The 24,316-nt window shown below is 56.4% G+C and carries 19 protein-coding genes and 1 pseudogene; 9 read left to right on the forward strand and 11 right to left on the reverse strand.

Translation table 11 applies throughout. The features are described from left to right. Positions 1–22: 22 nt before the first annotated feature. A pseudogene (locus tag LRS40_RS08045) lies at positions 23–1,441 on the forward strand (M16 family metallopeptidase); the annotation flags it as partial. A 96-nt stretch (positions 1,442–1,537) separates the two neighbouring features. On the opposite strand, the gene LRS40_RS08050 reads toward LRS40_RS08045, so the two are convergent. Continuing rightward, positions 1,538–2,467 (reverse strand): sugar kinase, encoded by a 930-nt coding sequence (locus tag LRS40_RS08050; protein ID WP_231313467.1) that lies wholly within the window; start codon positions 2,465–2,467, stop codon positions 1,538–1,540. Between the two features lie 232 nt (positions 2,468–2,699). Here LRS40_RS08050 and pdeH point away from each other — a divergent pair, with 232 nt between their 5' ends. Together pdeH and LRS40_RS08060 are read left to right on the forward strand one after the other, a co-directional pair. After that, on the forward strand, positions 2,700–3,470 hold the full coding sequence (gene pdeH / locus LRS40_RS08055) for a cyclic-guanylate-specific phosphodiesterase (RefSeq protein WP_142487477.1): 771 nt from the start codon (positions 2,700–2,702) through the stop codon (positions 3,468–3,470). Positions 3,471–3,587: 117 nt separating this feature from the next. After that, on the forward strand, positions 3,588–5,630 hold the full coding sequence (locus tag LRS40_RS08060; protein WP_231313468.1) for an AsmA family protein: 2,043 nt from the start codon (positions 3,588–3,590) through the stop codon (positions 5,628–5,630). 81 nt (positions 5,631–5,711) lie between these two features. Here LRS40_RS08060 and LRS40_RS08065 read toward each other — a convergent pair whose 3' ends face one another. The 3 genes from LRS40_RS08065 to LRS40_RS08075 form a co-directional block, all read right to left on the reverse strand. Further along, positions 5,712–7,034 carry an MFS transporter gene (locus LRS40_RS08065; protein ID WP_142487475.1) on the reverse strand — a complete coding sequence of 441 codons (1,323 nt, stop codon included), beginning with the start codon at positions 7,032–7,034 and terminating at the stop codon, positions 5,712–5,714. A gap of 272 nt (positions 7,035–7,306) precedes the next feature. Beyond that, positions 7,307–8,347 carry an inner membrane protein YhjD gene (gene yhjD / locus LRS40_RS08070; RefSeq protein WP_231313469.1) on the reverse strand — a complete coding sequence of 347 codons (1,041 nt, stop codon included), beginning with the start codon at positions 8,345–8,347 and terminating at the stop codon, positions 7,307–7,309. Between the two features lie 51 nt (positions 8,348–8,398). Beyond that, complete coding sequence (locus LRS40_RS08075) at positions 8,399–9,298, reverse strand: LysR family transcriptional regulator (RefSeq protein WP_142487472.1); 900 nt, start codon at positions 9,296–9,298, stop codon at positions 8,399–8,401. Positions 9,299–9,417: 119 nt separating this feature from the next. Here LRS40_RS08075 and LRS40_RS08080 point away from each other — a divergent pair, with 119 nt between their 5' ends. Next, positions 9,418–10,176 carry an SDR family NAD(P)-dependent oxidoreductase gene (locus LRS40_RS08080; protein WP_231313470.1) on the forward strand — a complete coding sequence of 253 codons (759 nt, stop codon included), beginning with the start codon at positions 9,418–9,420 and terminating at the stop codon, positions 10,174–10,176. A gap of 32 nt (positions 10,177–10,208) precedes the next feature. On the opposite strand, the gene LRS40_RS08085 is transcribed toward LRS40_RS08080, so the two are convergent. Continuing rightward, positions 10,209–10,736: a GNAT family N-acetyltransferase gene (locus tag LRS40_RS08085; RefSeq protein WP_231313471.1), complete on the reverse strand. Its 528-nt coding sequence runs from the start codon at positions 10,734–10,736 to the stop codon at positions 10,209–10,211. Between the two features lie 151 nt (positions 10,737–10,887). Between LRS40_RS08085 and LRS40_RS08090 the strand changes: the two genes are divergently transcribed. Beyond that, complete coding sequence (locus LRS40_RS08090) at positions 10,888–12,483, forward strand: STY4199 family HEPN domain-containing protein (protein WP_231313472.1); 1,596 nt, start codon at positions 10,888–10,890, stop codon at positions 12,481–12,483. 12 nt (positions 12,484–12,495) lie between these two features. Here the strand turns inward: LRS40_RS08090 and LRS40_RS08095 are convergent, their stop codons facing one another. Beyond that, positions 12,496–14,145 (reverse strand): alpha,alpha-trehalase, encoded by a 1,650-nt coding sequence (locus LRS40_RS08095; protein ID WP_142487468.1) that lies wholly within the window; start codon positions 14,143–14,145, stop codon positions 12,496–12,498. Positions 14,146–14,383: 238 nt separating this feature from the next. Further along, positions 14,384–15,106, reverse strand: a complete 723-nt coding sequence (locus tag LRS40_RS08100) for a hypothetical protein (RefSeq protein ID WP_142487467.1) — start codon at positions 15,104–15,106, stop codon at positions 14,384–14,386. 192 nt (positions 15,107–15,298) lie between these two features. On the opposite strand from LRS40_RS08100, the gene LRS40_RS08105 reads away from it, so the two are divergent. Further along, positions 15,299–15,703 (forward strand): hypothetical protein, encoded by a 405-nt coding sequence (locus LRS40_RS08105; RefSeq protein ID WP_142487466.1) that lies wholly within the window; start codon positions 15,299–15,301, stop codon positions 15,701–15,703. Between the two features lie 457 nt (positions 15,704–16,160). Here the strand turns inward: LRS40_RS08105 and gorA are convergent, their stop codons facing one another. Both gorA and LRS40_RS08115 read right to left on the reverse strand, forming a co-directional pair. Beyond that, a complete protein-coding gene (gene gorA, locus LRS40_RS08110) occupies positions 16,161–17,513 on the reverse strand; it encodes a glutathione-disulfide reductase (protein ID WP_231313473.1) in 1,353 nt (450 codons plus the stop codon). A 70-nt stretch (positions 17,514–17,583) separates the two neighbouring features. Next, positions 17,584–18,426 (reverse strand): 23S rRNA (adenine(2030)-N(6))-methyltransferase RlmJ, encoded by an 843-nt coding sequence (locus tag LRS40_RS08115; protein WP_142487463.1) that lies wholly within the window; start codon positions 18,424–18,426, stop codon positions 17,584–17,586. A 203-nt stretch (positions 18,427–18,629) separates the two neighbouring features. Here LRS40_RS08115 and prlC point away from each other — a divergent pair, with 203 nt between their 5' ends. Next, positions 18,630–20,672: an oligopeptidase A gene (gene prlC / locus LRS40_RS08120; protein WP_142487462.1), complete on the forward strand. Its 2,043-nt coding sequence runs from the start codon at positions 18,630–18,632 to the stop codon at positions 20,670–20,672. 7 nt (positions 20,673–20,679) lie between these two features. Then, the gene (rsmJ, locus tag LRS40_RS08125) at positions 20,680–21,432 is read left to right on the forward strand and encodes a 16S rRNA (guanine(1516)-N(2))-methyltransferase RsmJ (protein ID WP_142487461.1); all 753 of its coding nucleotides are present in this window, start codon (positions 20,680–20,682) and stop codon (positions 21,430–21,432) included. Between the two features lie 91 nt (positions 21,433–21,523). On the opposite strand, the gene uspA is transcribed toward rsmJ, so the two are convergent. Next, positions 21,524–21,961: a universal stress protein UspA gene (uspA, locus tag LRS40_RS08130; protein ID WP_032615029.1), complete on the reverse strand. Its 438-nt coding sequence runs from the start codon at positions 21,959–21,961 to the stop codon at positions 21,524–21,526. 283 nt (positions 21,962–22,244) lie between these two features. On the opposite strand from uspA, the gene uspB reads away from it, so the two are divergent. Then, positions 22,245–22,580 (forward strand): universal stress protein UspB, encoded by a 336-nt coding sequence (gene uspB, locus LRS40_RS08135; protein ID WP_032615027.1) that lies wholly within the window; start codon positions 22,245–22,247, stop codon positions 22,578–22,580. 57 nt (positions 22,581–22,637) lie between these two features. Here uspB and pitA read toward each other — a convergent pair whose 3' ends face one another. Then, complete coding sequence (gene pitA / locus LRS40_RS08140; RefSeq protein ID WP_231313475.1) at positions 22,638–24,134, reverse strand: inorganic phosphate transporter PitA; 1,497 nt, start codon at positions 24,132–24,134, stop codon at positions 22,638–22,640. Positions 24,135–24,316: the final 182 nt, after the last annotated feature.

Consider the following 24,316-nt stretch of genomic DNA (forward strand, 5'->3'; position numbering starts at 1 on the left):
GGAATGTTGATCAGGGGTTCACATGCAGGGCACAAAAATTCGACTCTTAACCGGCGGTTTGCTCATGATGGCAGCAGCCAGTTACGTGCAGGCTGACGCGCTCCAGCCGGACCCGGCCTGGCAACAGGGTACGCTGGCGAACGGTTTTCAGTGGCAGGTTTTAGCCACACCACAACGCCCCAGCGACCGCATTGAAATCCGCCTTTCCGTCAATACCGGCTCCCTGACCGAGAGTACGCAACAGAGCGGTTTCAGCCATTTTCTTCCCCGTCTGGCGCTGACCCAAAGCGGCAGCCTGCAGGCCGTACAGGTTCGTTCACTGTGGCAACAGGGTATTGACCCTAAGCGTCCTTTGCCGCCTGCCGTTGTCTCCTATGACTACACCATGTTTAACCTCAGCCTGCCAAACAACCGTAACGATCTGCTCAAAGAGGCGTTGACCTGGCTGTCCGATACCGCCGGTAGCGTCTCGATTACGCCTGAAACCGTGAATTATGCCCTGAGCAACAGCGATATGGTGGCGACCTGGCCGGCGGATACCAAAGAGGGCTGGTGGCGCTATCGCCTGAAAGGCTCTGCGCTGCTGGGCCACGATCCGGCGGAGCCGCTGAAACAACCGGTTGATATCGAGCAGGTCAAATCGTTCTACCAGACCTGGTACACCCCGGACGCCATGACCCTGATTGTGGTCGGCAACATTGATAGCCGCTCGGTGATCGAGCAGATCAGCAAAACCTTTGGCGAGCTGAAGGGCAAGCGCAGTACCCCTGCGCCGGTACCCACCCTGTCGCCGCTGCGTGCAGAGCCGGTCAGCATCATGACCGATGCCGTGCGTCAGGAGCGACTCTCTATTATGTGGGACAGCCCGTGGCAGCCGATTCGCGAATCTGCCGCGCTGCTGCGTTACTGGCGCGCCGATTTAGCCCGTGAGGCGCTGTTCTGGCACGTTCAGCAAACCCTGAGCAAGAACAACGCCAAAGACATTGGTCTGGGCTTTGATTGCCGGGTGCTGTTCCAGCGCGCCCAGTGCGCCATTAACGTGGAGTCGCCGGGCGACAAGCTGAACGCCAATATGGCGGTGGTCGCCAAAGAGCTGGCGAAGGTGCGTGAGAACGGCCTGAGCGAAGAGGAGTTCAACGCGCTGGTGGCGCAGAAAAACCTCGAGCTGCAAAAACTGTTCGCCACCTATGCCCGGACCGATACCGATATTCTGATCAGCCAGCGTATTCGCTCGCTGCAAAACCAGGTGGTGGATATCGCGCCGGAGCAGTATCAGAAACTGCGTCAGGACTTCCTTAACAGCCTGACCGCAGAGATGCTGAGCCAGGATCTGCGTCAGCAGCTTTCACAGGATATGTCGCTGATTCTGATGCAGCCGAAAGGCGAGCCGGAATACAACATGAAGGATCTGCAGGCGACGTGGGATGGGATTATGGCACCCGCGAAATAAAAGCAAAAAGGCAACGTAAGTTGCCTTTTTTAATGTTTGCTCCCTCAGACTAAAGGAGAGGGTTGGGACGAGGGCACCAGACCGCAGTTATGCAGGCATCGCCTCACGCGGGATGATCGCGCCGCGATACTGAATCACCGTGCTGGCGGTCAGGTGGCCGCGCTGCGCTGCCGCTTCCGGGGTTCCGCCCGTCAGACGCACCGCAAGATAACCGGCGCTGAAGGAGTCACCCGCCGCGGTGGTATCAATCACTTTCTCTTTCGCCAGCTTCACCGCAGGCACGTCAACAACCGCTTCCCCGGCAACCGCCACCAGGCAGGAGTCTGCCCCGCGCTTAATCACTACTTCAGATACACCAGCAGCCTGAGTACGGGCGATCACCTCATCAACCGGCTTTTCGCCCCACAGGGCATCTTCGTCATCGAGGGTTAAGAAGGCGATATCGGTGCATTCAAGCATGCGGGTATAAACCTGCTGCGTCTCTTCGCGGCCGGCCCACAGGCGTGGACGGTAGTTATTGTCGAAAATCACTTTTCCGCCGTTGGCGCAGCATTCGCGCAGCAGGGAGAAGAGTTTTTCACGGCTGTTTGGGCTGAGGATCGCCAGGCTGATGCCGCTCAGGTAGAGATAGTCAAAGTGGGCCAGCGTTTCGCAGATGCGATCGGCGCTGTCGCTCTCCAGCCAGAATTTGGCGGCGGCTTCGTTACGCCAGTAGTAGAAGGTGCGCTCGCCGGTGCTATCAGTCTCAATGTAATAGAGACCCGGCAGGCGGTTTTCCATCCGCTGGGTCAGAGAGATATCAACGTTTTCACTCTGCCAGGCGTCCAGCATCTGCTGGCTGAAATTATCCGTGCCCAGGGCAGTCACATAGTTGACCGCCAGCGCATCAGCATCAACCTGACGGGCAATATACACCGAGGTGTTTAAGGTATCGCCACCAAAGCCACGGTTCACTTCCGCGCCTTTCTGGGACAGTTCGATCATACATTCGCCGATCACGGCAATTTTCTTAGACATAGTCGTGAACCTGAACAGTTAAATTAGCGCTAGTGTGCGCTGCAGCCCGGAAGCGGTCAACTGTATTAAAACGACGTTCCATTATTTTTTTGAACCCGGACAAGTTTCAGGGGAGTTTCAGATCCCAGATTTTAATATTCGTCCGCAACCGAACATAAAGTTCTCTTAGCCCGGGCCGATAATCCTTTGACCAGTCCCGACAGGCTCTTCCCTATTCAACAGGATATCTGAAATGAAGTTAAGGCAGGACATCCAGCTGCTGAGCATCCCTGAGGCAAGTATTGAGAACTTGCAGGAACATCGCTACTGGCTGCAATGTCAGCGTGCTTATACTTATCAGCCCATTTACCGCACCGACGGTAAACTGATGGCGATCGAGATCCTGACCGTCGTGACCCATCCCTCCAACCCGGCACAGCGGATCGCCCCGGATCGCTATTTTGCGGAACTGCCGGTGCGCCACCGCCTGGATATCCTTGAAGAGCAGCTCAGCATGCTGACGGCAAAACAGGACTTCTTCGCCGACAACAGCATTCTGGCCTCGGTCAACGTTGATGGTCCAACCCTGCTGGCGGTGCGTCAGGATGAGAGCCTGCAGAAGCTGATTCAACAGCTGCCGTGGCTGCGCTTTGAGCTGGTGGAGCACGTGCGTCTGCCGCAGGACTCCTCGTTTGCCACCATGTGCGAATTTGGCCCCCTGTGGCTGGACGACTTTGGCACCGGCATGGCGAACTTCTCCGCCCTGAGCGAAGTGCGTTACGACTACATCAAAGTGGCGCGGGACCTGTTCATTATGCTGCGTCAGACCCCGGAAGGCCGCAACCTGTTCACGCTGTTATTACAGCTCATGAACCGCTACTGCCAGGGCGTGATTGTCGAAGGTGTCGAGACGCTGGAAGAGTGGCGCGATGTGCAAAACTCACCCGCCGCCGCCGCGCAGGGCTATTTCCTTTCCCGTCCGGTACCGATGGAGACGCTCGACAACGTTATCATCACTCTGTAATCCCTGACTGCTTCCCATAATAGCGCGTGGTTAACGCGTTATTACCGGACGCTGCCGCCCCTTTTTTGCTTGTCTGAACTATATTCATGACTGGCAAGGTAAAAAGGGAAATATGGGATGACAAAAACAGCGAAGATTATCACCTGGTCCGGGGGGGTCTTCTTGTTGCTGATTGTGGTGCTTATTGTCGTGATCGCGACATTTGACTGGAACCGCCTCAAACCGACCATCAACCAGAAAGTCTCGACTGAACTCAACCGTCCATTCGCCATTCGCGGCGATCTGGGCGTTGTATGGGAGCGCCAGAAGGGCGAAACGGGCTGGCGCAGCTGGGTCCCATGGCCACACGTGCATGCCGACGACGTTATTCTCGGCAACCCACCCGATATTCCTGAAATCACTATGGTGCATCTGCCGCGCGTCGAAGCTACGCTGGCCCCGCTGTCGCTGCTGACCAAAACGGTCTATCTGCCGTGGATCAAGCTCCAGAAGCCCGATGCCCGGCTGATCCGCCTGTCGGAGAAGACCAACAACTGGACCTTTGATTTTGCCGATAGCAAAGACAAAGAGGCCGCAGCCAAACCCTCGTCCTGGTCGTTCCGCCTCGACAACATTATTTTCGATCGCGGGCGCGTCGCCATTGATGATGCGGTGAGCAAAGCCAACCTCGAAATCTTCGTCGATCCGCTGGGTAAAGCGCTGCCTTTTAGCGAAGTCACCGGCGCGAAGGGCAAAGATGATAAAGGCAAAGTGGGCGATTACGTCTTTGGCCTGAAGGCCGAGGGGCGTTACAACGATCAGCCTCTGAAAGGTAGCGGCAAAATTGGCGGCATGCTGGCCCTGCGCAGCGAAGGCACTCCCTTCCCGGTGCAGGCCGATTTCCGCTCCGGCAACACCCGGGTGGCCTTTGTCGGCACGGTGAGCGATCCCATGAAGATGGGCGGGGTCGATCTGCGCCTCAAATTCTCCGGGGATTCGCTGGGCGAGCTGTACGAACTGACCGGGGTACTGCTCCCGGATACCCCACCGTTTGAAACCGACGGCCATCTGGTGGCAAAAATCGATCCTGAAAAATCGTCCGTCTATGATTACCGCGACTTCAATGGCCGGATCGGTGACAGCGATATTCATGGCTCGCTGACCTACAGCACCGGTAAACCACGGCCGAAGCTGGAAGGCGACATGGAGTCCCGGCAGCTGAGGCTGGCCGATCTGGGGCCGCTGATTGGCGTTGACTCCGGCAAAGGCACCAAGGCGCAGAAGGTGAGAAAGGAGGCACCGCCGTCAGGGAAAGTGCTGCCTAACGACCGCTTCGAAACCGATAAATGGGATGTGATGGATGCCGACGTGCGCTTCAAGGGGCGTCGAATCGAGCATGGCAGCAGCCTGCCGCTCAGCGATCTCTCGACCCATATCATTCTCAAAAATGCTGACCTGCAGCTGAAGCCGCTGAAATTTGGCATGGCGGGCGGGACGATCTCGGCCAACATCAAGCTGGAAGGTGACAAGAAACCGATGCGCGGCCAGGCGGAGATCCAGGCCCGCCGGCTGAAGCTTAAACAGCTGATGCCCGATGTGGAGCTGATGCAAAAAACCCTCGGGGAGATGAACGGCGATGCGACCATCCGCGGCACGGGTAACTCCGTGGCGGCCCTGCTGGGCAACGGTAACGGTAACCTGAAGCTGCTGATGAACGATGGGCTGGTTAGCCGCAACCTGATGGAGATCCTCGGGCTTAACGTCGGTAACTTCCTGGTCGGGCAGATTTTTGGTGACGATGAGGTGAGGGTTAACTGTGCGGCGGCCAATATCGACCTGGTCAACGGCGTTGCCCGTCCGCAGATCTTTGCTTTTGATACTGAAAATGCGGTGATCAATATTACCGGCACGGCCAGCATGGCTTCTGAGCAGCTGGATCTGACGATTAACCCTGAAAGTAAAGGCATTCGCATCGTGACGCTGCGCTCGCCGTTGTACGTACGCGGTAGCTTTAAAGATCCGGATGCGGGAGTGAAGGCGGGGCCGTTGATTGCGCGTGGTGCGGTGGCTGCGGCGCTGGCAACGCTGGTGACGCCAGCGGCAGCACTGCTGGCGCTCATTTCCCCGTCAGAGGGGCAGGCCAATCAGTGTCAGGTGATTCTGTCGCAGATGAAGAAATAGAGCGGGGAATTGCCCGGCGGCGTATTGCTTGCCGGGCCTGGGTGTTATTCACCCTCTCCCTTTGGGAGAGGGTAGTTTGAATTACAATGATTGATGGCGGGTCTCGTGGGTCAGCAGCAGGGCAATCAGCGTCAGCGCCGCCATTGCCGCCAGGTAGAACCCGACATACGCCAGACCGTAGTTCGCCTGCAGCCAGGTGGCGATATACGGCGCTACAGAGGCCCCCAGAATCGAGGAGACGTTATAGGAGAATGACGCTCCGGTATAACGTACTTCGGTCGGGAACAGCTCTGGCAGCAGCGCGCCCATCGGACCGAACGTCAGCCCCATCAGGCTCAGACCAATCAGCAGATAAGCCATCACCAGCGCCGGGTTGCCGGAACCCAGCAGCGGCGGGAAGACGAACAGCGCAAACAGAATGATCAGTGAAGTGATAACGATCATGCTCGGGCGACGACCAAAGCGGTCAGCCAGCAGCCCTGCAATCGGCACCATCACGCCAAAACCAATCACCGCCATCATCAGCATCCACAGCACTTCGTTACGCGGCAGACCCAGACCCACAGGCGCAGCGGTGGTGCTGAAGGTCATGGAGTAGACGGTCATGATGTAGAACAGCGTATAGGTCGCCAGCATGATGAAGGTACCGAGCACCGTCACGCGGACGTGTTTGGTCAGCAGCGTGCCGAGCGGGATTTTTACCTGTTTCTTCGCGGCGGCCACTTTGGCGAACACCGGGGTCTCATGCAGGGAGACGCGCACATACAGGCCGATCAGCACCAGCACCGCCGAGAAGATAAACGGAATACGCCAGCCCCAGGTCATGAACTGCTCGTCGGTCAGCAGCCAGGAGAGCAGCAGGAAGGTGCCGTTGGCAAAGAAGAAGCCAATCGGCGCGCCCAGCTGCGGGAAGGAGCCGTACAGCGCGCGCTTGCGCGGTGGCGCATTCTCGGTGGCCAGCAGCGCCGCGCCGCCCCATTCACCGCCCAGACCCAGACCCTGACCAAAACGGGCCAGCGCCAGCAGCAGCGGAGCCAGAATACCGATGGTCTCGTAGGTCGGCAGCAGGCCGATGGCGACGGTAGAGATCCCCATGGTCAGCAGCGAGGCGACCAGCGTCACCTTACGCCCGACGCGATCGCCGAAGTGGCCGAACAGCGCTGAACCAATAGGACGTGCGATAAAGGCGATGGCGAAGGTCGCCAGCGACTGCAGGGTAGCCGCCGTCGGGTCGCCCTGCGGGAAGAAGATATGCGGGAAAACGATGACCGCAGCGGTCGCGTAAATATAGAAGTCGAAGAATTCGATGGCGGTACCAATCAGCGATGCGACGACGACTTTATTGCGCGAGTTAACCGGGGCGTTTTCCTGCTCTGAATTGAGTGTTGTGGCTGTGGCTTGCATAAACTTTTCTTATTTTTGGCGAACGAAAGGCCATATTACGCACAGCAAAAGCGACATTTCAATCTGTAACAAACGCAGCGAATGGCGAAAAAGCCGGCAAAAAGTGAATAATTTTCAGACCTGGAAATTCACATCTATGAAATGCTTCACAGAAATTAATACTTAGATGATAAAACTGGTTTTTGGTTAAATAAAAGTTACAGGCTGGATTTATATGCTGAAATGATGAATCGGGCTGAAATATTGCATTCTTATCCAGCCCGATGAGGTGCTTAACGGTGTGTTTTGCCGGGCATTCTCCGGTCATCCGGGTACTGGGCGGTGGCGATCCACGCCGCGCAGAACAGCGTCAGCCTGGCGAAGAAGTAGAAGAAGGCCATCAACCCCAGCACGGAGCCGAATGCCGCCCCGGAAGGAGAAGACACCAGCGACGGAAGGGTGTAGGTCATGACAATTTTGATCACCTCAAAACCAATCGCGGCAATGAAGGTGCCGCGGATCAGCGCTTTGCGCCGCGGCCGGTGGCGCGGCAGACGCCAGAAGATCCAGAAGAACAGCAGATAGTTCGCCAGCATCGAGATCGCCAGCCCCACCAGATGCCAGACGGGCTTCAGCCACTCGATGGTATCGAGATAAAGCGCAGAGATAATCATCTCCTGCGCTGCGCCTGCCGCAGAGGTGATGGAGAGGGTGATAATCAGCGCCACCAGCAGGCCAATCAGCGAAACGAAATCGCGGAAATACTTGATCCAGATTTTCTCCTCATCCTGCGGTTTACGCTCCCAGACGTCACGCGACTGGGCGCGGATCGCTTCCCGCAGGTTGCCCATCCAGTTAATGCCGGAGTAGAGCGCCACAAACAGCCCGACAATCCCCACGGTGGTACGCTGCTGTACGGCGGTGCTGATGGTGCTTTTCAGGGTGGCCGCCAGCGTTGGATCGCTGACGTTCTGCAGAATTTTACCGAAGATGTCCTGCAGCAGGGTCGGGTGCGACACCAGAATGAAACCCGCCGCGGCAAAAGAGAGCATCAGGATGGGGATCATCGACAAAAATGAGAAGTAGGTGATCGCCGCGCCAAACTGATTGCCCAGTCGATCGTTAAACCGCTCGGTGGCACGCAGCAGGTGGGCAATGACCGGCTGCTGCTGAATCAGCTGGAAGGCGTCCTTCGCTTTGTCCAGCAGGCTCCCCGTTTTACGTATAGAGGTGACTTTAGGTTCAGCCGGCGGAGGCGGACTGTTTTCCAGTTTTTTAATCGGTTCGAAGTCCAGATCATGGGTGGGGCGTTGCTCACTATTTTCCGGCGTCACGCGCACTTTCCTTATTGATTAGCGGGAGGTCCTTAAAATTATAGCCTGCACTCAGTCAACGTACGCTTTCATGATATCCGTGAGCCAGGCCATAAACAGATGCACCCGGCGGGAGAGGTTGCGGCGGTGGGGATAGATGAGCGACACCGGCATCGGTCGGGCGCGGTACTGCGGCAGGATCTCCAGCAGCTTTTTGGTGCGCAGCGCGTCACGCACGCCTACCCGCGGTGCCTGAATAATCCCCAGCCCGGCGAGTGCCGAAGCGTTATAAGTCTCGGTCGTGTTGACCGTCAACACGCCGCCGGTTTTAACCCAGTGGCTTGCCTCGCCGTCGTAGTATTCGAAACCCTGTGACCGGGTGCCAGGGTGCGCCGCGTAGTGCACCACCGCATGAGAGGCTAAATCCTCCAGCCCGTCGGGATAGCCGAAACGCGACAGATAATCGGGGCTGGCGCAGTTGATTACCGACAGCCTGCCAAGCGGCCGGGCAATTAAGCCGGAATCCTTCAGGGTGCCAACGCGCACCACGCAGTCGAACCCTTCCCGCACCACATCCACCAGCCGGTCGCTGCTGCTCAGCTCCAGTTCTATGCCGGGATACTGTTGTAGAAAAAGCGGCAGGCGAGGGATGACTAAATTTCGCGCAACGCTTACGGGCATATCCACCCGCAATCTTCCGCTGACGCTGGCAGGGTCGTGCAAAAAAAGACCATCCAGTTCATCCATGTTGGTCAGCAGATCTTTGGCCCGCTCGTAATAGACCATTCCGTCCTGAGTCAGGCTGACACGCCGCGTGGTGCGGTGCAGCAGCCGGGTGCCAAGCCCGTTCTCCAGGGCCTGGATCTGACGGGATACGCTACCTTTAGGAAGGCCCAGTGAGTCTGCTGCCCGGGAAAAACTCTCCAGTTCAGCGACGCGAATGAACAACTGCATTGCCTGAATTTTATCCATAGGGAGCACTCATTGTTGTTGGATATGAAACAGTGAAGCGTTGCTAGCCATATTTATTGATTTTCTATCACCTAATAAGCTCTTTCTCAATCACCACCACAGCCGAAACGAGGTTTCTTATGACTGAACGTATTGCATTAGTGACTGGCGGCAGCCGCGGGCTCGGTAAAAACGCGGCGCTGAAGCTGGCAGATAAAGGTGTCGGGATCCTCCTGACCTGGAACCGTAGCCAGCAGGAGGCGCTCGAAGTTGTGCGCGAAATTGAGCTAAAAGGGGTAAAGGCGGCGGCATTGCAGCTGAACGTCGGGGAAGTTGCCAGCTTCGACGCCTTTACCGGACAGGTGAGGGAAACACTGCATTCGGTATGGCAGCGCAACAGCTTCGATTATTTGTTGAACAACGCAGGCGTGGGTTTATACGCCCCTTATGTTGAGACCACCGAAGCGCAGTTTGATGAGGTGATGAACATCCATTTCAAGGGCCCCTTCTTCCTGACGCAGCGCCTGTTACCCTTGATAAAAAACGGCGGGCGGATCCTGAATGTCTCCTCCGGTCTGGCACGTATCACCCTGCCGGGCTCGAGCACCTACGCGGCGATGAAAGGGGCGATGGAAGTGCTTACCCGCTATCAGGCAAAAGAGCTGGGGGCGCGTGGGATCACGGCCAATATTATTGCTCCCGGCGCCATTGAAACTGACTTTGGCGGCGGGCGCGTGCGCGATAACAAGGAGTTGAACCAGCACATTGCTTCACAGACGGCGCTGGGGCGCGTCGGGCTGCCGGACGACATTGGCGATGCGATTGCGGCCCTGCTCAGCGACGAGCTTGGCTGGATGAATGCGCAGCGGATTGAACTCTCCGGGGGAATGTTTCTGTAACCTGGTGCCGGGGAGGGATCCCCGCGGCACCCTTAGCGGTACTCTTTCTTTAACAGCCCAAACAGCCAGTCGTTGTGCCACTGGCCTGCCAGCCAGTAGCTTTCGCGCAGTTCCCCTTCCAGCACAAATCCCACCTTTTCCAGCAGGCGTTTCGAGGCCACGTTGTCCGCCGTCACCGTGGCGGTTAAGCGGCGAATGCCTCCCTGGCCGAAGGCGTAATCGCACACCGCCTGTAAGGACTCAAAGCCGTAGCCTTTTCCCTGAGCCAGGGGAGCAAACAAGAATCCCACTTCGGCGCAATCCTCATCATGATGAATATACCCGGTGACCCCGAGCGGCATCTGGCTGGTGTTATCGCACACCACCAGGCACAGCCAGCGATCGCTGCCCGGCGACCATGCCGGCAGACGCGCATCAAAAGCCTCGCGAATGGCCTCCTCCGGGCGGGCTTCGGCCACGTAGCGCATCACATCGGGGTGCTGCTGAAGCGAGAGAAAAAAGGGCCAGTCTTCTTCCTGCAGCGGGGAGCAGGTTAAACGCGGGGTGTGCAATACAGGCATGCCAGGTCTCCGGAACTTTTGTAAATGATTTTAACATTATCACTGAAATAGTGACCGTTATCGGTTATGTTTAATCTGGTATAACCACTTGAAAAAAGACCGCTCTCCGACAGCTGCCTCTGCATATTTGCGCAGCACGTAAAGGAAAATGATGACCCTCAGTAAATCGCACCTGATCCGCGAGCAGTTCGAACGCTGTCTGGGAATTATTCGTCAGGCCTCCGTGGAAATTCTGCTCCTGTTAAAGGTACACGTTGCCGAAGGCAAAGATCCCCGTTGGTTCCTTGAGCAGCTCGATTCCGCCAGGCTGGCGCTGGGGGGCTGGGCGAGGGTGGCAAAGCAGCTCAACCTGAACGATGCGGAACTGTCGCAGTTCACCTTACAGCTGCGGCTGTTACAGCAGCGAGTGCCGCAGTATGAAAGTGGACAGGATGTAAGCGACAACCAGCTGATCGCCGCGACGCGCTTTGTGACGGCGCTTGAACATTTGCGTCTGCAGCAGCCGCTGCTGACCTACAGTACGGAAATGGGCCCCAGCGATGAGCTACGTCAGCAGCACGCACAAAAGCAGGTGCGGGCGCTGGAGCTGATGATTAAAGGGCTGATTATGCAGGCGTGGCCGGATCCGACGCGCCTGAATAATCACCTGAAAACCCTGTTCAGCGCCGATCGGGTGCGCGGCTGGCTGCGGCAGGGGGAACGTAATGACGCACTCGGCGGCATGATGTTCAGCGAGCTGGCCCTGATGCTGGTGGATAAAAAAGAGTATTCCCGCTCCTACTCGGCGCTGTTCAGCGATCCATCTCTGCTGACGCTGATGGTGGAGCCGCGTAAAACGCTCCAGTCCTTTCTTGATGATATCCGCCTGATCCGCAACAACATCATTGCCAGCCAGCCGCTGACCTCAGCGCAGACGTTGCTGCTGGATAACTACTATGCCCAGATCGCCGGTCCCGTGCAGCGGGCATTTGAAGAGGGCCGCACCGCCGTCAACCCGGCCGGGCTGATGGCTGAAGGCGTTCACGAGCTGAATCTCTTCTGGGAGAACGCCCGCAAAAAAAATAAAGCCACCGGCGACGATATTTTTGAGGTGCGCGACACCATCGATAAACCGAACCGTCGGCCTGCGCGCACTCCGGAGCAGCGCGATTACCTGATTTCCGTCGTGCTATGGGGTGCGGTTGGGGTCATGGTGATGGGGATGATGATGATGGGCACCTGGCTGTTAATTGAAAGCAGCGCCCCGACCCAGGCGGCCAGTACCGTACCGCCCGTGAAGGCAGTGGTGGAAGAGATGCGCGAGACGCCTTCCTCCCGCGAAACGCTGACGCGGATGGGTGTCACCTGGGATGAGAATAATTTCCGCGCGGCGATAGACCGCAACGATACCCGGGTGGCACTGTTGTTCCTGAAAGCGGGGATGAACTGGAAACTCTCCTGGACGGAGCATGCGCTCTCCGTCGGCCATCGCGAGGTACTGGAGGTCCTGATGCGCTATCGTCTGCAAATGGCGCAGCCAAAGCCCTGTCGGCAGTTTATTACCAACCTCGGCCATGCGATGTCAGCAGGGCAACCGCTGACGGGCCTGCGTAAGGAGTATCTCCAGGCATTTTGTACCGTCCCGGCGGTGGTTGAACGTCAGCGACGCGAGATGGATCAGGCGAAGCGGCGGGCACAAGCGCAGCCGAACGAAAGCACTAAAAAATGGCAGTCGATCCAGACGGCCATTTATGAAGTGATTCGCTGAGAGGTCGGGGAGTTACGGCTCCCCATACAGGCCAATCAGGCGGCGAACCACGCCGTTGGTCCAGCCAAACCCATCCTGCAGGGGGTACTCACCCCCGCCCCCTTCGCGAGGCTGGCTGCTGGCGATGTGGTACTTCTCAATCAGCTTGTAGTGCGTCTTGTAGAAATGGTTAACCGTCTGCAGCCAGCTCCAGGCGATTTCATCCCCCAGCGAGTCGTTGCCGTACTGCTTGAAGCCCTGGATTGCCATCCACTGCAATGGCGCCCAGCCGTTGGGTTTATCCCACTGCTCGCCGGTTTCGTACTCGGTAGCCAGAATACCGCCCGGCGTCAGCAGGCGGGCTTTTACGGCATCCGACAGACGTTCAGCCTGCTCGTGGGTGGCCATACCGACGTACAGCGGCACAATGCTGGCGGCAGAAAAGAGCGCCAGTGCCTCCCGGCGCCAGTCGTAATCGCGATAGCAGCCGTTTTCCTCATCCCACAAATAGCGGTTTACCGCCGCGCGACGATCGCTCGCCTTCTGGCGGAAGATCTCTGCCGTCTCTTTGTCCCCCTTCGAGGCCGAGATATTGGCGATGGCGCTCTCCAGCTTGAACAGGAAGGCGTTGAGATCGATTGGGATAAACTGGGTGGTGCGAATACTCGCCAGCCGGCTCGGATCCCGCAGCCAGCGCGAGGAGTAGTCCCAGCCGGAAGCGGCCCCGGCGCGCAGATCGCGATAAACCTCGTTAGGCGGACGACCGGAGTGGCGGGCGGTTTCAACGTCCTCTATCCAGGATTCGTCCCGCGGAGTGTCGCGGTCATCCCAGTAGCGGTTAAGCAGAGAGCCATCCGGCATGCGCACCGCGCTGCGGTAGGCCTGGTTGAGCAGCAGCGACTCCGCGCCGTCCATCCAGAAGGCATACTCCATTTTCAGGTGATCCAGATAGCGCTTGGCGCCGCGCACGCCGTCCTCTTCAAACAGCTCAACCATCAGGGCAAACACCGGCGGCTGAGAGCGGCTCAGATAGTAGGTGCGGTTGCCGTTGGGAATATGGCCGTAGCGTTCAATCATCCACGCAAAGTTGTCCGCCATGCACTTAAGCATGTCGTGGCGTCCGCTTTCGGCCAGCCCCAGCATGGTGAAATAGGAGTCCCAGTAGTAGGTTTCGCTGAATCGCCCGCCGGGCACAATATAGGCCTGCGGCAACGCCAGCAGCGACGACCAGGGGATGTGATCCTGCGGCTCACGGGTCAGCACCGGCCACAGGTTGTCGATATGTTCCTTGAGCGAGAGGGACGGATCGGAAACATACTCGCTCGACAGGACTTCCGGCAGCCAGAAGTGATTCTCCACAAACTGGCGCAGATTGAAGTCCCGGTGACGTCTTACCTTACGGTAGCGGATGAGGATATCGAGCGGATCCATTTTTGGTGCGCAGTCGGGGAAAGTTTTGCTGTCGGCAAACAGTCGCGTCGACTGCACATGCTCAAAGAGCTCAAGGTAGCGATCGGCAGGGGTGAGCGCATCGGATGCGGGCAGCCCTTCAATCATTTCAGGTTCCGGCTCCGCCTCGAGCATTTCATCCAGTTTTAACTCGCAGGGATCGATTTCGTAGAGAAGTTCTTGTTCTATATCGAACTCTACGGTCTCTACAGTGCGTATATTCTGGTTGAACATGGTGGTCAGGACCTCCGGTTAGCGTTGTCTCGGGTCTGGTTTTATCCGGTTGCCTACTAAGCTTAGACATTCGCTTCGGTCTGTGAAGAGGTATATGTGCGGTAGATCACATTTTACTGGAAGAGAAAAACCGGCACTGCGGGTGGCATGTTGATGTTATTGCAGGCAATAAACAGCCGATCCAGCAGTGCGGAGGCGATCTAAAATTCGGATCATTCGCTTTGCGACAGAGTATGAATCAGAAGGTTTCTTCTGCTTCATCGCTTAAGCGATATTCTTTAGCGCGTTCAAAAATACCTTCAGATGAGAGGCGAGCGCGGAAACCTCTCCCTTCTGGCTGAATCACGAATTGTAATGATTCGGACAGCGCTACGGGTTGATCTTTACTGTCAGTACCGATAATGCCAGTTGGGGCGAAAGGTGCAACCGCCTCAGCAAAGGCCTGCTGCATCTCCTCATGCGTTTTATAGTGGGCATCTTCAATATTGAGGGCGCAGTGAAGAAGAGCGCAGTCAAGCATGGTGCCCTGAAGCCAGTAACATGAGGAGGAATAGGCTGCGCACCAGGTCAGTTTGCTACCTTCGATGAACATTTCCAGTTTTTCAGTTTTACTGCCCGCAAAACATGAGCCCAGCATTAACCCTTTAATGTTGAATTTCTTTGATTTTTGATTAATGGCGTCGAGGATGTCGTCGAGCGAGACATCGCCGATACGGGTTTTACTGCCATGCGCCGCAATATAGACGAGAGTGTTATCAAATTTCTGACGGCACAAGCACTCCAGCGCAATCTCGAAGCTCTTTTTGTTATAAAAATTCAGGGAATAGACCTCGGTATCGCCATGCATTTTGGCGATCCCCTGCACAAACGGCAGCACTGACGAGCGGTTGGCATCATAATCATCGAGTTTCCACGGTGATTCAAATACCAGAATAGCGTTCTTACTTTTGCTGATTGGCATGAAATATTCCCTTAAGGTAAATTATATTCTTTTCTGGTTAATAACGCTGTGTATTTGCACTTTTATTTTATCGGCCAACTCTGCAAATAATTGTCCAAAATCGCCATTGTTTCGCTACGGGCATATAAGTAATAAAGGACTTCCACACCGTCGTCATCACTTCCGATGACTACTTCATAACAGGAAATCCTTATGAACCTTAACGCGAAGCGTCAGGGCGTTACGCCTTTTACTTTTGCAAAGCCAGCTGACTATAAATCCACTATAACAGAACTGCAGGGGTTGCTGGAAAACCGCCATTTAGTGTGGCTGGATATTTGTGAAGGTGAGAACAAAGCTATTATATTTCGCTGCAATCTAAAACAAAGTGTGTTTCGTAATATTGAGTTCAGCAGTTTATTGATTAATCACTGCTATATCGACGGGCTCTGTTTTGAGAATTGCGATATGCGTAATGTCTTTTTCTCGAATAGCGTGATTACACAGCCGATCCGCTTGCGTCATTGCCAGGTCGCGGGGATGCGTCTGTTAGAAATGCCGCGCAGAATGTTTATTTTTGAGGAGTGTACCGGCGTCGAACAGATCCTGTTTGCCTGACACCGGTGAGGCAAAATCAGTGCGCCTGGTATTTTCTCCGTTTTTTGCTTCGTCTCTTCGCTCTGATTCAGGGCATTGCTGGCCGCTTTTTCCGCATGCGCCGCGCTATAGGCCGCCAGATGCGAAACCACGATAGCGTAAATACTCATCAGCGAGACCCAGAGGATACTGTTTTTCCACCACAGCAGAGTGGGTATGGTTAACATCGCCCAGACAAGGGCAAGAATCAGGTGGGATTTAGCCAGGCTTTTTGCGTTGATCTTCACTTGCATTATGTTTTCTCTAACCTTAAATAATCGATCCAGATAAGCAATTAATACTTTTTAAGATTAGCCAGGTCTGCCGCCGTTTCCGGTGAATTTTGTTACCGTTTGTACAGCCGGGCTGAGGGGGCATAAAAAAACCGGCCACTGAGGACCGGTCTTTATAAGCGCAGAATCGCGAGTGGCAAAGCGTATTAACGCATGGTCACAAACTCTTCTGCCGCCGTTGGATGGATCGCCACGGTGTTATCGAAGTCTTTCTTGGTCGCACCCATTTTCAGCGCCACGGCAAAGCCCTGCAGGATCTCATCCATACCGAAGCCAATACCGTGAATACCGACGATCTTCTCCTCAGGCCCAACGCAGACCAGCTTCATGCGGCATGGCTGACGGTGAGCGGTGACGGCGGTATACATGGCGGTGAAGGCCGATTTATACACTTTCACCTGGTCGTCGCCATACTGCTCGCGCGCCTGCGGTTCGGTTAAACCGACGGTGCCGATCGGCGGATGGCTGAAGACCACGGTCGGGATGTTGCTGTAGTCGAGGTGCTCGTCCGGTTTGTTGTTAAACAGACGCTCGGAGAGACGACGGCCCGCGGCCACCGCTACCGGGGTCAGCTCAACGGCACCGGTGTTATCGCCCACCGCGTAAATGCCCGGCACGCTGGTGTTCTGGAACTTATCGACAACGATATAGCCTTTCTCATTGGTCTCAACCCTGGTTACGGCCAGGTTGAAGTTGTCGTTTGCCGGTTCACGACCAATGGCCCAGATCAGGCAATCAACGGTCTGGCTGCGGCCATCTTCCAGCTCCAGGGTCAGGCTGCCGTCGGCGTTTTTCACGACCGCTTTCGGAATGGCTTCCGTATGCAGATGAGGGCCTTCGGCGTTCATCACTTCCACCAGCGTATCGACGATCAGCGGATCGAAGCTGCGCAGCGGGGCGTGTTTGCGCACGAACAGGTGCGCTTCCGCGCCCAGGCCGTTAATCACGCCCGCCAGTTCTACGGCGATGTAGCCCGCGCCCACAACGGCAACGCGTTTCGGCAGGGCAGGCAGCTCAAAGAAACCGTCGGAGTCGATGCCATATTCCGCGCCCGGAATAGACGGATGGCTCGGACGGCCGCCGGTGGCGATCAGGATATGATCGGCGGTGATCGTCTCGCCGTTCACTTCGATGGTCTTCGCATCCACAAAACGGGCGAAACCGCGGATTACATCGACGTTGTTCTTACCCAGCACGTTGTCGTAGGAGGTATGAATTCGGTCAATGTATGCCGTACGGCTGGCGATCAGGCGATCCCAGTCGAAGTTATTGATGGTGGTGTCAAAACCATAATCCGGGCCATACAGGTGGATGGCCTCACGGATCTGCGCCGCATGCCACATCACTTTCTTCGGTACACAACCGACGTTGACGCAGGTGCCGCCGAGGTCTTTCGCTTCAATCAGGGCGCACTTCTGGCCATACATGGCCGCACGGTTAATCGAGGCGATACCGCCGCTGCCGCCGCCGATAGCGATGTAGTCATAATGCTTAGTCATGGTCTTATCCTTAATCGTTAATTGCCGCGATTGTATACCTGAAATCAATAGCTTCCACCGATTGCTGTAATTACTCAGGTACGATCCAGCTGACGGTGGCGTGGCCAGTACCGGCCGGAACCAGCTTTTTGTGCAGCCACGGCAGAACGTTGTTCATCTGCGCTTCCAGCTTCCACGGTGGGTTAACCACGATCATGCCGGAGGCGGTCATGCCGCGTCGATCGCTGTCCGGGAGAACCGCCAGCTCAATTTGCAGGATCTTACGGATACCGGTCGCTTCCAGATCCTTAATCATGCGCTTGATCTGCGAACGCAGCACCACCGGATACCACAGGGCATAGGTGCCGGTGGCAAAGCGTTTGTAACCTTCGTGGATACCCGCCACCACAGCCTGATAGTCACTTTTGATCTCATACGGCGGGTCGATCAGCACCAGGCCGCGACGGGACACCGGTGGTAATTTCGCTTTCAGCTGCTGGTAGCCGTCCGATTTCTCCACGCGCGCGCGGCTGTCTTTCTGGAATTCAGAGCGCAGCAGCGGGTAGTCGCTCGGGTGCAGTTCGGTCAGCTGAATGCTGTCCTGCTCGCGCAGCAGCTGACGGGCAATCAGCGGCGAGCCCGGGTAGTAACGTAGCTGGCCGCTGCGGTTGAAGTGATTAATGACGCTGATGTACGGCTCAAGCTCGGCCGGCAGGTCGTCCTGCTGCCAGATACGGGCGATGCCCTCGAGGTACTCCCCGGTGCGCTCGGCGTGTTCACCGCTCAGCTGATAGCGGCCCGCGCCGGCATGGGTGTCCAGATAGAGAAAAGGCTTATCTTTCTCTTTGAGCGCCTCGATAATCAGGCTCTGAACGGTATGTTTAAGAACGTCGGCGTGGTTGCCCGCGTGAAAGCTGTGGCGATAACTGAGCATGGGTAGATATGTTCCGATAATGTCGATTGGCCACAGTTTACAGCAGAACGGCGCAGATTACCCGCAGGCCCGGCACGCACCGTCGCGGCGGCGGTTTTTCTGTCACCTCAGCCATTGAAATTCACTACACTTAACCCCATCCTGGAAACAATATGCTCGCGCAGGATGCGCGCTTCATTCACTCATTTAACAGGACAGTGCTTATGACCAACCCATTACTGACGCCTTTTTCGTTGCCACCGTTTTCCTCCATTCTGCCTGAACATGTTGTTCCCGCTGTCACCAAAGCACTGGACGATTGCCGTACCGCCGTCGAGAGCGTGGTTGCGCAGGGCGCCCCTTACAGCTGGGAAAACCTGTGTCAGCCGCTGGCGGAAGTGGATGATGTGCTCGGCCGCATTTTCTCCCCGGTCAGCCACCTGAACTCGGTGAAAAACAGCCCGGAGCTGCGTGAAGCCTACGAACAAACCCTGCCGCTGCTGTCGGAATACAGCACCTGGGTCGGGCAGCACGAAGGGCTGTATAAAGCGTACCGCGACCTGCGCGAGGGCGATAACTATGCGACCCTGAACATCGCCCAGAAAAAGGCGGTTGATAACGCCCTGCGCGATTTTGAACTGTCGGGCATTGGCCTCGCGAAAGATAAGCAGCAGCGCTACGGCGAAATCGCGACCCGCCTGTCCGAGCTGGGCAACCAGTACAGCAACAACGTGCTGGACGCCACCATGGGCTGGACGAAGCTGATTACCGACGAAGCCGAACTGGCGGGTATGCCGGAGAGCGCGCTGGCGGCGGCGAAAGCCCAGGCCGAGGCGAAAGAGCAGGAAGGTTTCCTGCTGACCCTGGATATCCCGAGCTATCTGCCGGTGATGACCTACTGTGACAACCAGGCCCTGCGTGAAGAGATGTATCGCGCCTACAGCACCCGCGCCTCCGATCAGGGCCCAAATGCCGGCAAGTGGGATAACACCCCGGTGATGGCGGAGATCCTCGCCCTGCGTCACGAGCTGGCACAGCTGCTGGGCTTTGACAGCTACGCGGATAAATCCCTTGCCACCAAAATGGCGGAAAACCCCCAGCAGGTGCTCGATTTCTTAACCGATCTGGCCAAACGCGCCCGTCCTCAGGGCGAGAAAGAGCTGGCCCAGCTGCGCGCCTTTGCGAAAGCGGAGTTCGGCGTCGATGAGCTGCAGCCGTGGGATATCGCGTATTACAGCGAGAAACAGAAGCAGCACCTTTACAGCATCAGCGATGAGCAGCTGCGCCCGTACTTCCCGGAAAACAAAGCCGTTAACGGCCTGTTCGAAGTGGTGAAGCGCATCTATGGCATTACCGCTAAAGAGCGCAACGATGTGGAAGTGTGGCATGACGACGTGCGTTTCTTCGAGCTGTATGACGATAAAAACGAACTGCGCGGCAGCTTCTACCTTGACCTGTATGCCCGTGAGAACAAGCGCGGCGGGGCGTGGATGGATGACTGCGTAGGCCAGATGCGTAAAGCCGACGGCTCGCTGCAAAAGCCGGTGGCCTACCTGACCTGTAACTTCAACCGTCCGGTCAGCGGTAAACCTGCGCTCTTTACCCATGACGAAGTGATCACCCTGTTCCACGAGTTCGGTCACGGTCTGCACCATATGCTGACCCGTATCGAAGCGGCAGGCGTGGCCGGTATCAGCGGCGTGCCGTGGGATGCGGTCGAGCTGCCGAGCCAGTTTATGGAAAACTGGTGCTGGGAGCCGGACGCGCTGGCGTTTATCTCCGGCCACTACGAGACCGGCGAGCCGCTGCCAAAAGCGCTGCTGGATAAGATGCTGGAAGCGAAAAACTACCAGGCGGCGATGTTTATCCTGCGCCAGCTGGAGTTCGGCCTGTTCGATTTCCGTCTGCATGCCGAGTTCAGCCCGGAGCAAGGGGCGAAGGTCCTCGAAACCCTGGCGGAGATCAAGAAGCAGGTGGCCCTGATCCCTGGCCCGGCATGGGGGCGCTTCCCGCACGCGTTCAGCCATATCTTTGCTGGCGGCTATGCGGCGGGTTACTACAGCTACCTGTGGGCGGACGTGCTGGCGGCAGACGCTTACTCCCGCTTCGAAGAAGAGGGGATTTTCAACCGCGAAACCGGGCAGTCGTTCCTCGATAACATCCTGACCCGCGGCGGTTCCGAAGAGCCAATGGAGCTGTTCAAACGCTTCCGTGGCCGCGAGCCGCAGCTGGACGCGATGCTTGAGCATTACGGCATCAAGGGTTAGTTGATTCGTGAAGATTCACTTAGTAGATGAGACAGGCGCCGGAGACGGCGCCTTATCTGTTCTGGCGGCCCGCTGGGGGCTGGAACACGATGAAGAAAACCTGATGGCGCTGGTGATGACTACAGCGCATCTGGAGTTACGTAAACGTGACGAACCGAAACTCGGCGGGATTTTTGTCGACTTTGTCGGTGGCGCCATGGCACACCGGCGCAAGTTCGGCGGCGGACGTGGCGAAGCGGTCGCCAAAGCGGTCGGGATCAAAGGCAGCTATCTGCCGGACGTGGTGGATGCCACCGCCGGACTGGGGCGCGATGCCTTTGTGCTCGCCTCTGTAGGCTGTCGGGTGCGGATGCTGGAGCGCAACCCGGTGGTCGCCGCCCTGCTGGATGATGGCCTTGCTCGCGGCTATGCCGATCCGGAAATCGGCGGCTGGTTGCAGGAGCGACTACAGCTGATCCACGCCTCGAGCCTGACGGCACTGACGGATATCACCCCGCGTCCGCAGGTGGTCTATCTCGACCCAATGTTTCCGCATAAGCAGAAAAGCGCGCTGGTGAAGAAAGAGATGCGGGTGTTTCAGTCGCTGGTGGGGCCGGACTTAGACGCAGATGGCCTGCTGGAGCCTGCTCGCCTGCTGGCAACAAAGCGGGTAGTGGTGAAACGTCCTGACTATGCGCCGCCGCTGGCGGAGGTCGCCACCACCAATGCGGTAACCACCAAAGGGCACCGGTTTGATATCTACTCCGGTACGCCGGAATAAAAAAGCCGGGAGGCGGCTTCGCCTTACCCGGCTTACGTGCAGTGCCATTTGTAGGCCCGGTAAGCGTTAGCGCCACCGGGCTTTTTTACACTTACTCGTCGTCTTCGTCGCGCAGCGGCACAATCAACATGTCCACGTGCACGGTGTTAATCAACTGACGTGCTGACGACATCAGCTTGCTCCAGAAGTCCTGGTGATGACCGCAGACCACCAGATCCATATCGTATTTCTTGATTGCATCAACCAGCACCTGGCCCAGGTCGCCGCTGCCGCTCAGGGTTTCGGTGATCGGATAGCCCGCGTTGGTGGAGAGTTCGGTCAGCGCCTGGTGGGTCTCTTCGGAGATACGCTTCTGCATGTCGCCCAGATTCACGTCAATCAGGCCGGTATAGAGATCGGAGTAATTCACGTCCACGTGAATCAAGGAAACTTTCGCATTGTACGGACGCGCCATGGATACCGCTTTATCAACCAGGACTTTGCTCTCCGGGGAGAGGTCAACCGCGATAAGAATGTGTTTATAAGCCATAGTGTTACTCCTTCCTTAAGTTATCGATGACCAATGCGTGTAGCAGTCGTCTACCTGCCTTCATTACGGCCCAGTTAAACAAAATTTTCAAGCATTGGTGTTGATAACGATTAACCTTGTGGCAAAAAAATTAGCGGATCTCCTACACTATTGAATAAGCCGTTCGGATACTAAAATGTGAAGCCGATCGGCTTTTGAGTCTCTCTTTCACTGAACCGTCTGTCAGGGCATGGGTGCGGTAGTCCCGGAGCATTGCTTCGCGGGCGGACGCCGGGGAGGAAGTATGATTAGCACCGTCGCATTATTTTGGGCGTTATGTGTAGTTTGCATCGTGAATATGGCGCGTTATTTCTCGTCTTTACGCGCCCTGTTAGTGGTACTGCGTGGCTGCGATCCATTGCTTTATCAATATGTGGACGGCGGGGGATTTTTCACCTCGCACGGGCAGCCCAGCAAACAGATGCGCCTGGTGTGGTATATCTACGCCCAGCGTTATCGGGATCATCATGACGATGAGTTTATCCGCCGCTGTGAACGCCTGCGTCGTCAGTTCATCCTGACCAGCGCACTGTGCGGCCTGGTGGTGGTGAGTATGATTGCTCTCCTCATCTGGCATTGAGCGCAAAAAAAAAGCGGGCCAGTTACCTGACCCGCTCTTCGCGTAACCTGCCTGCAATTACAGGAATTGCAGGGAGATCCAGTACAGACCACCAGACAGCAGAATCGATGCTGGCAGGGTAAACACCCAGGCCATCAGGATGCTGGTCACGGTTTTGCGTTGCAGACCACCGCCATCAACCAGCATGGTACCCGCCACGGACGAAGAGAGAACGTGGGTTGTGGATACCGGCATACCGGTGTAGCTGGCCAGACCGATAGAGACCGCTGCCGTCATCTGAGCAGACATCCCCTGGGCATAGGTCATGCCTTTCTTACCGATCTTCTCGCCAATGGTTGTCGCCACGCGACGCCAGCCGACCATCGTACCGAGACCCAGCGCCAGTGCGACCGCCATGATGATCCAGATCGGTGCGTACTCGATGGTATTCAGCATGTCGACCTTCAGCTTCTTCAGCAGACGCTGATCGTCAGCAGAGACTTCAGGCAGCTTAGAGACTTTCTCGGTCACGTCAGAGATGCACAGCATGATGCGACGCATCTGGCCACGCTGCTCCGGAGTGAGCTTCTCGTAGCTTTCGACATCCGTCAGCATGCCTTTTGCCCGCTCCAGTGCGTTAATCGCATTGGCCGGATGGCAGTGGAACTCAGCCGGTTTGGTTGCGCCTGCTTCCGGAGAAGGGATCAACTGATCAACGCCGGTCGCCTTTTTCAGCAGGTCGGGACGCTGCTGGAAATAGGTTTCGACGTTGTTGATGGCGTCGCGGGTACGGGTAATTTCGTAACCGGTGGCATTCATGTTCACCACGAAGCCCGCAGGTGCCACACCAATCAGCACCAGCATAACCAGACCAATCCCTTTCTGACCGTCGTTCGCGCCATGAGAGAAGGCCACGCCGATAGCAGAAACGATCAGGGCGATACGCGTCCAGAATGGCGGCTTTTTCTTACCGTCTTTCTTTTCACGCTCGGCTGGCGTCAGGTGGATACGGGCACGTTTTTTGGTGCCGCTCCAGTAACGACGCAGCAGGAAAATTAAGCCACCCGCCACAACCAGACCGACAATGGGAGAAACAATCAGTGAACCGAAAATACCCAGAACTTTAGGAATATTCAGTGCGTCCACCACAGACGTACCGGTCATCAGCGCATTGGTTAAACCAATACCGATGATGGCGCCGATGAGCGTGTGAGAACTGGATGCTGGCAGGCCGAAATACCAGGTACCGAGGTTCCAGATAATTGCAGCAAACAGCAGAGAGAACACCATGGCCAGGCCATGGCCGGAACTGACATTCAGTAGCAGATCCGTTGGCAGCATATGCACAATGGCGTAGGCTACGCTCAGACCCCCCAGAAGAACACCAAAGAAGTTAAACACCGCAGCCATCACAACCGCAACTTGCGATCGTAAAGCACGGGTGTAAATAACGGTTGCGACTGCGTTCGCAGTGTCGTGGAAGCCGTTAATCGCTTCGTAGAACAATACAAAGGCCAGAGCAAGCAAGAGTAAAAGCCCGGTATGAAAATCCAGGCCGGCAAACAAATGTAGCATAGGACGTTACGCCATCTTGAGGACATGAACGCGGCGCATTATCCAGGACAAATGCGCAACGGGCAAAGTGAAATATAGACTTTTTTTGATTTGCCTACTGACATAAGCGTAGCAGTAAAAGAATTATTTTTTAAATTTCAATAAAATGAACGAGATCGCGGATATTTACGCTGGCACGCTTC

It is taken from the genome of Leclercia sp. G3L, from assembly GCF_021117075.1.
Classification (GTDB): Bacteria; Pseudomonadota; Gammaproteobacteria; order Enterobacterales; family Enterobacteriaceae; genus Enterobacter; species Enterobacter adecarboxylatus_C.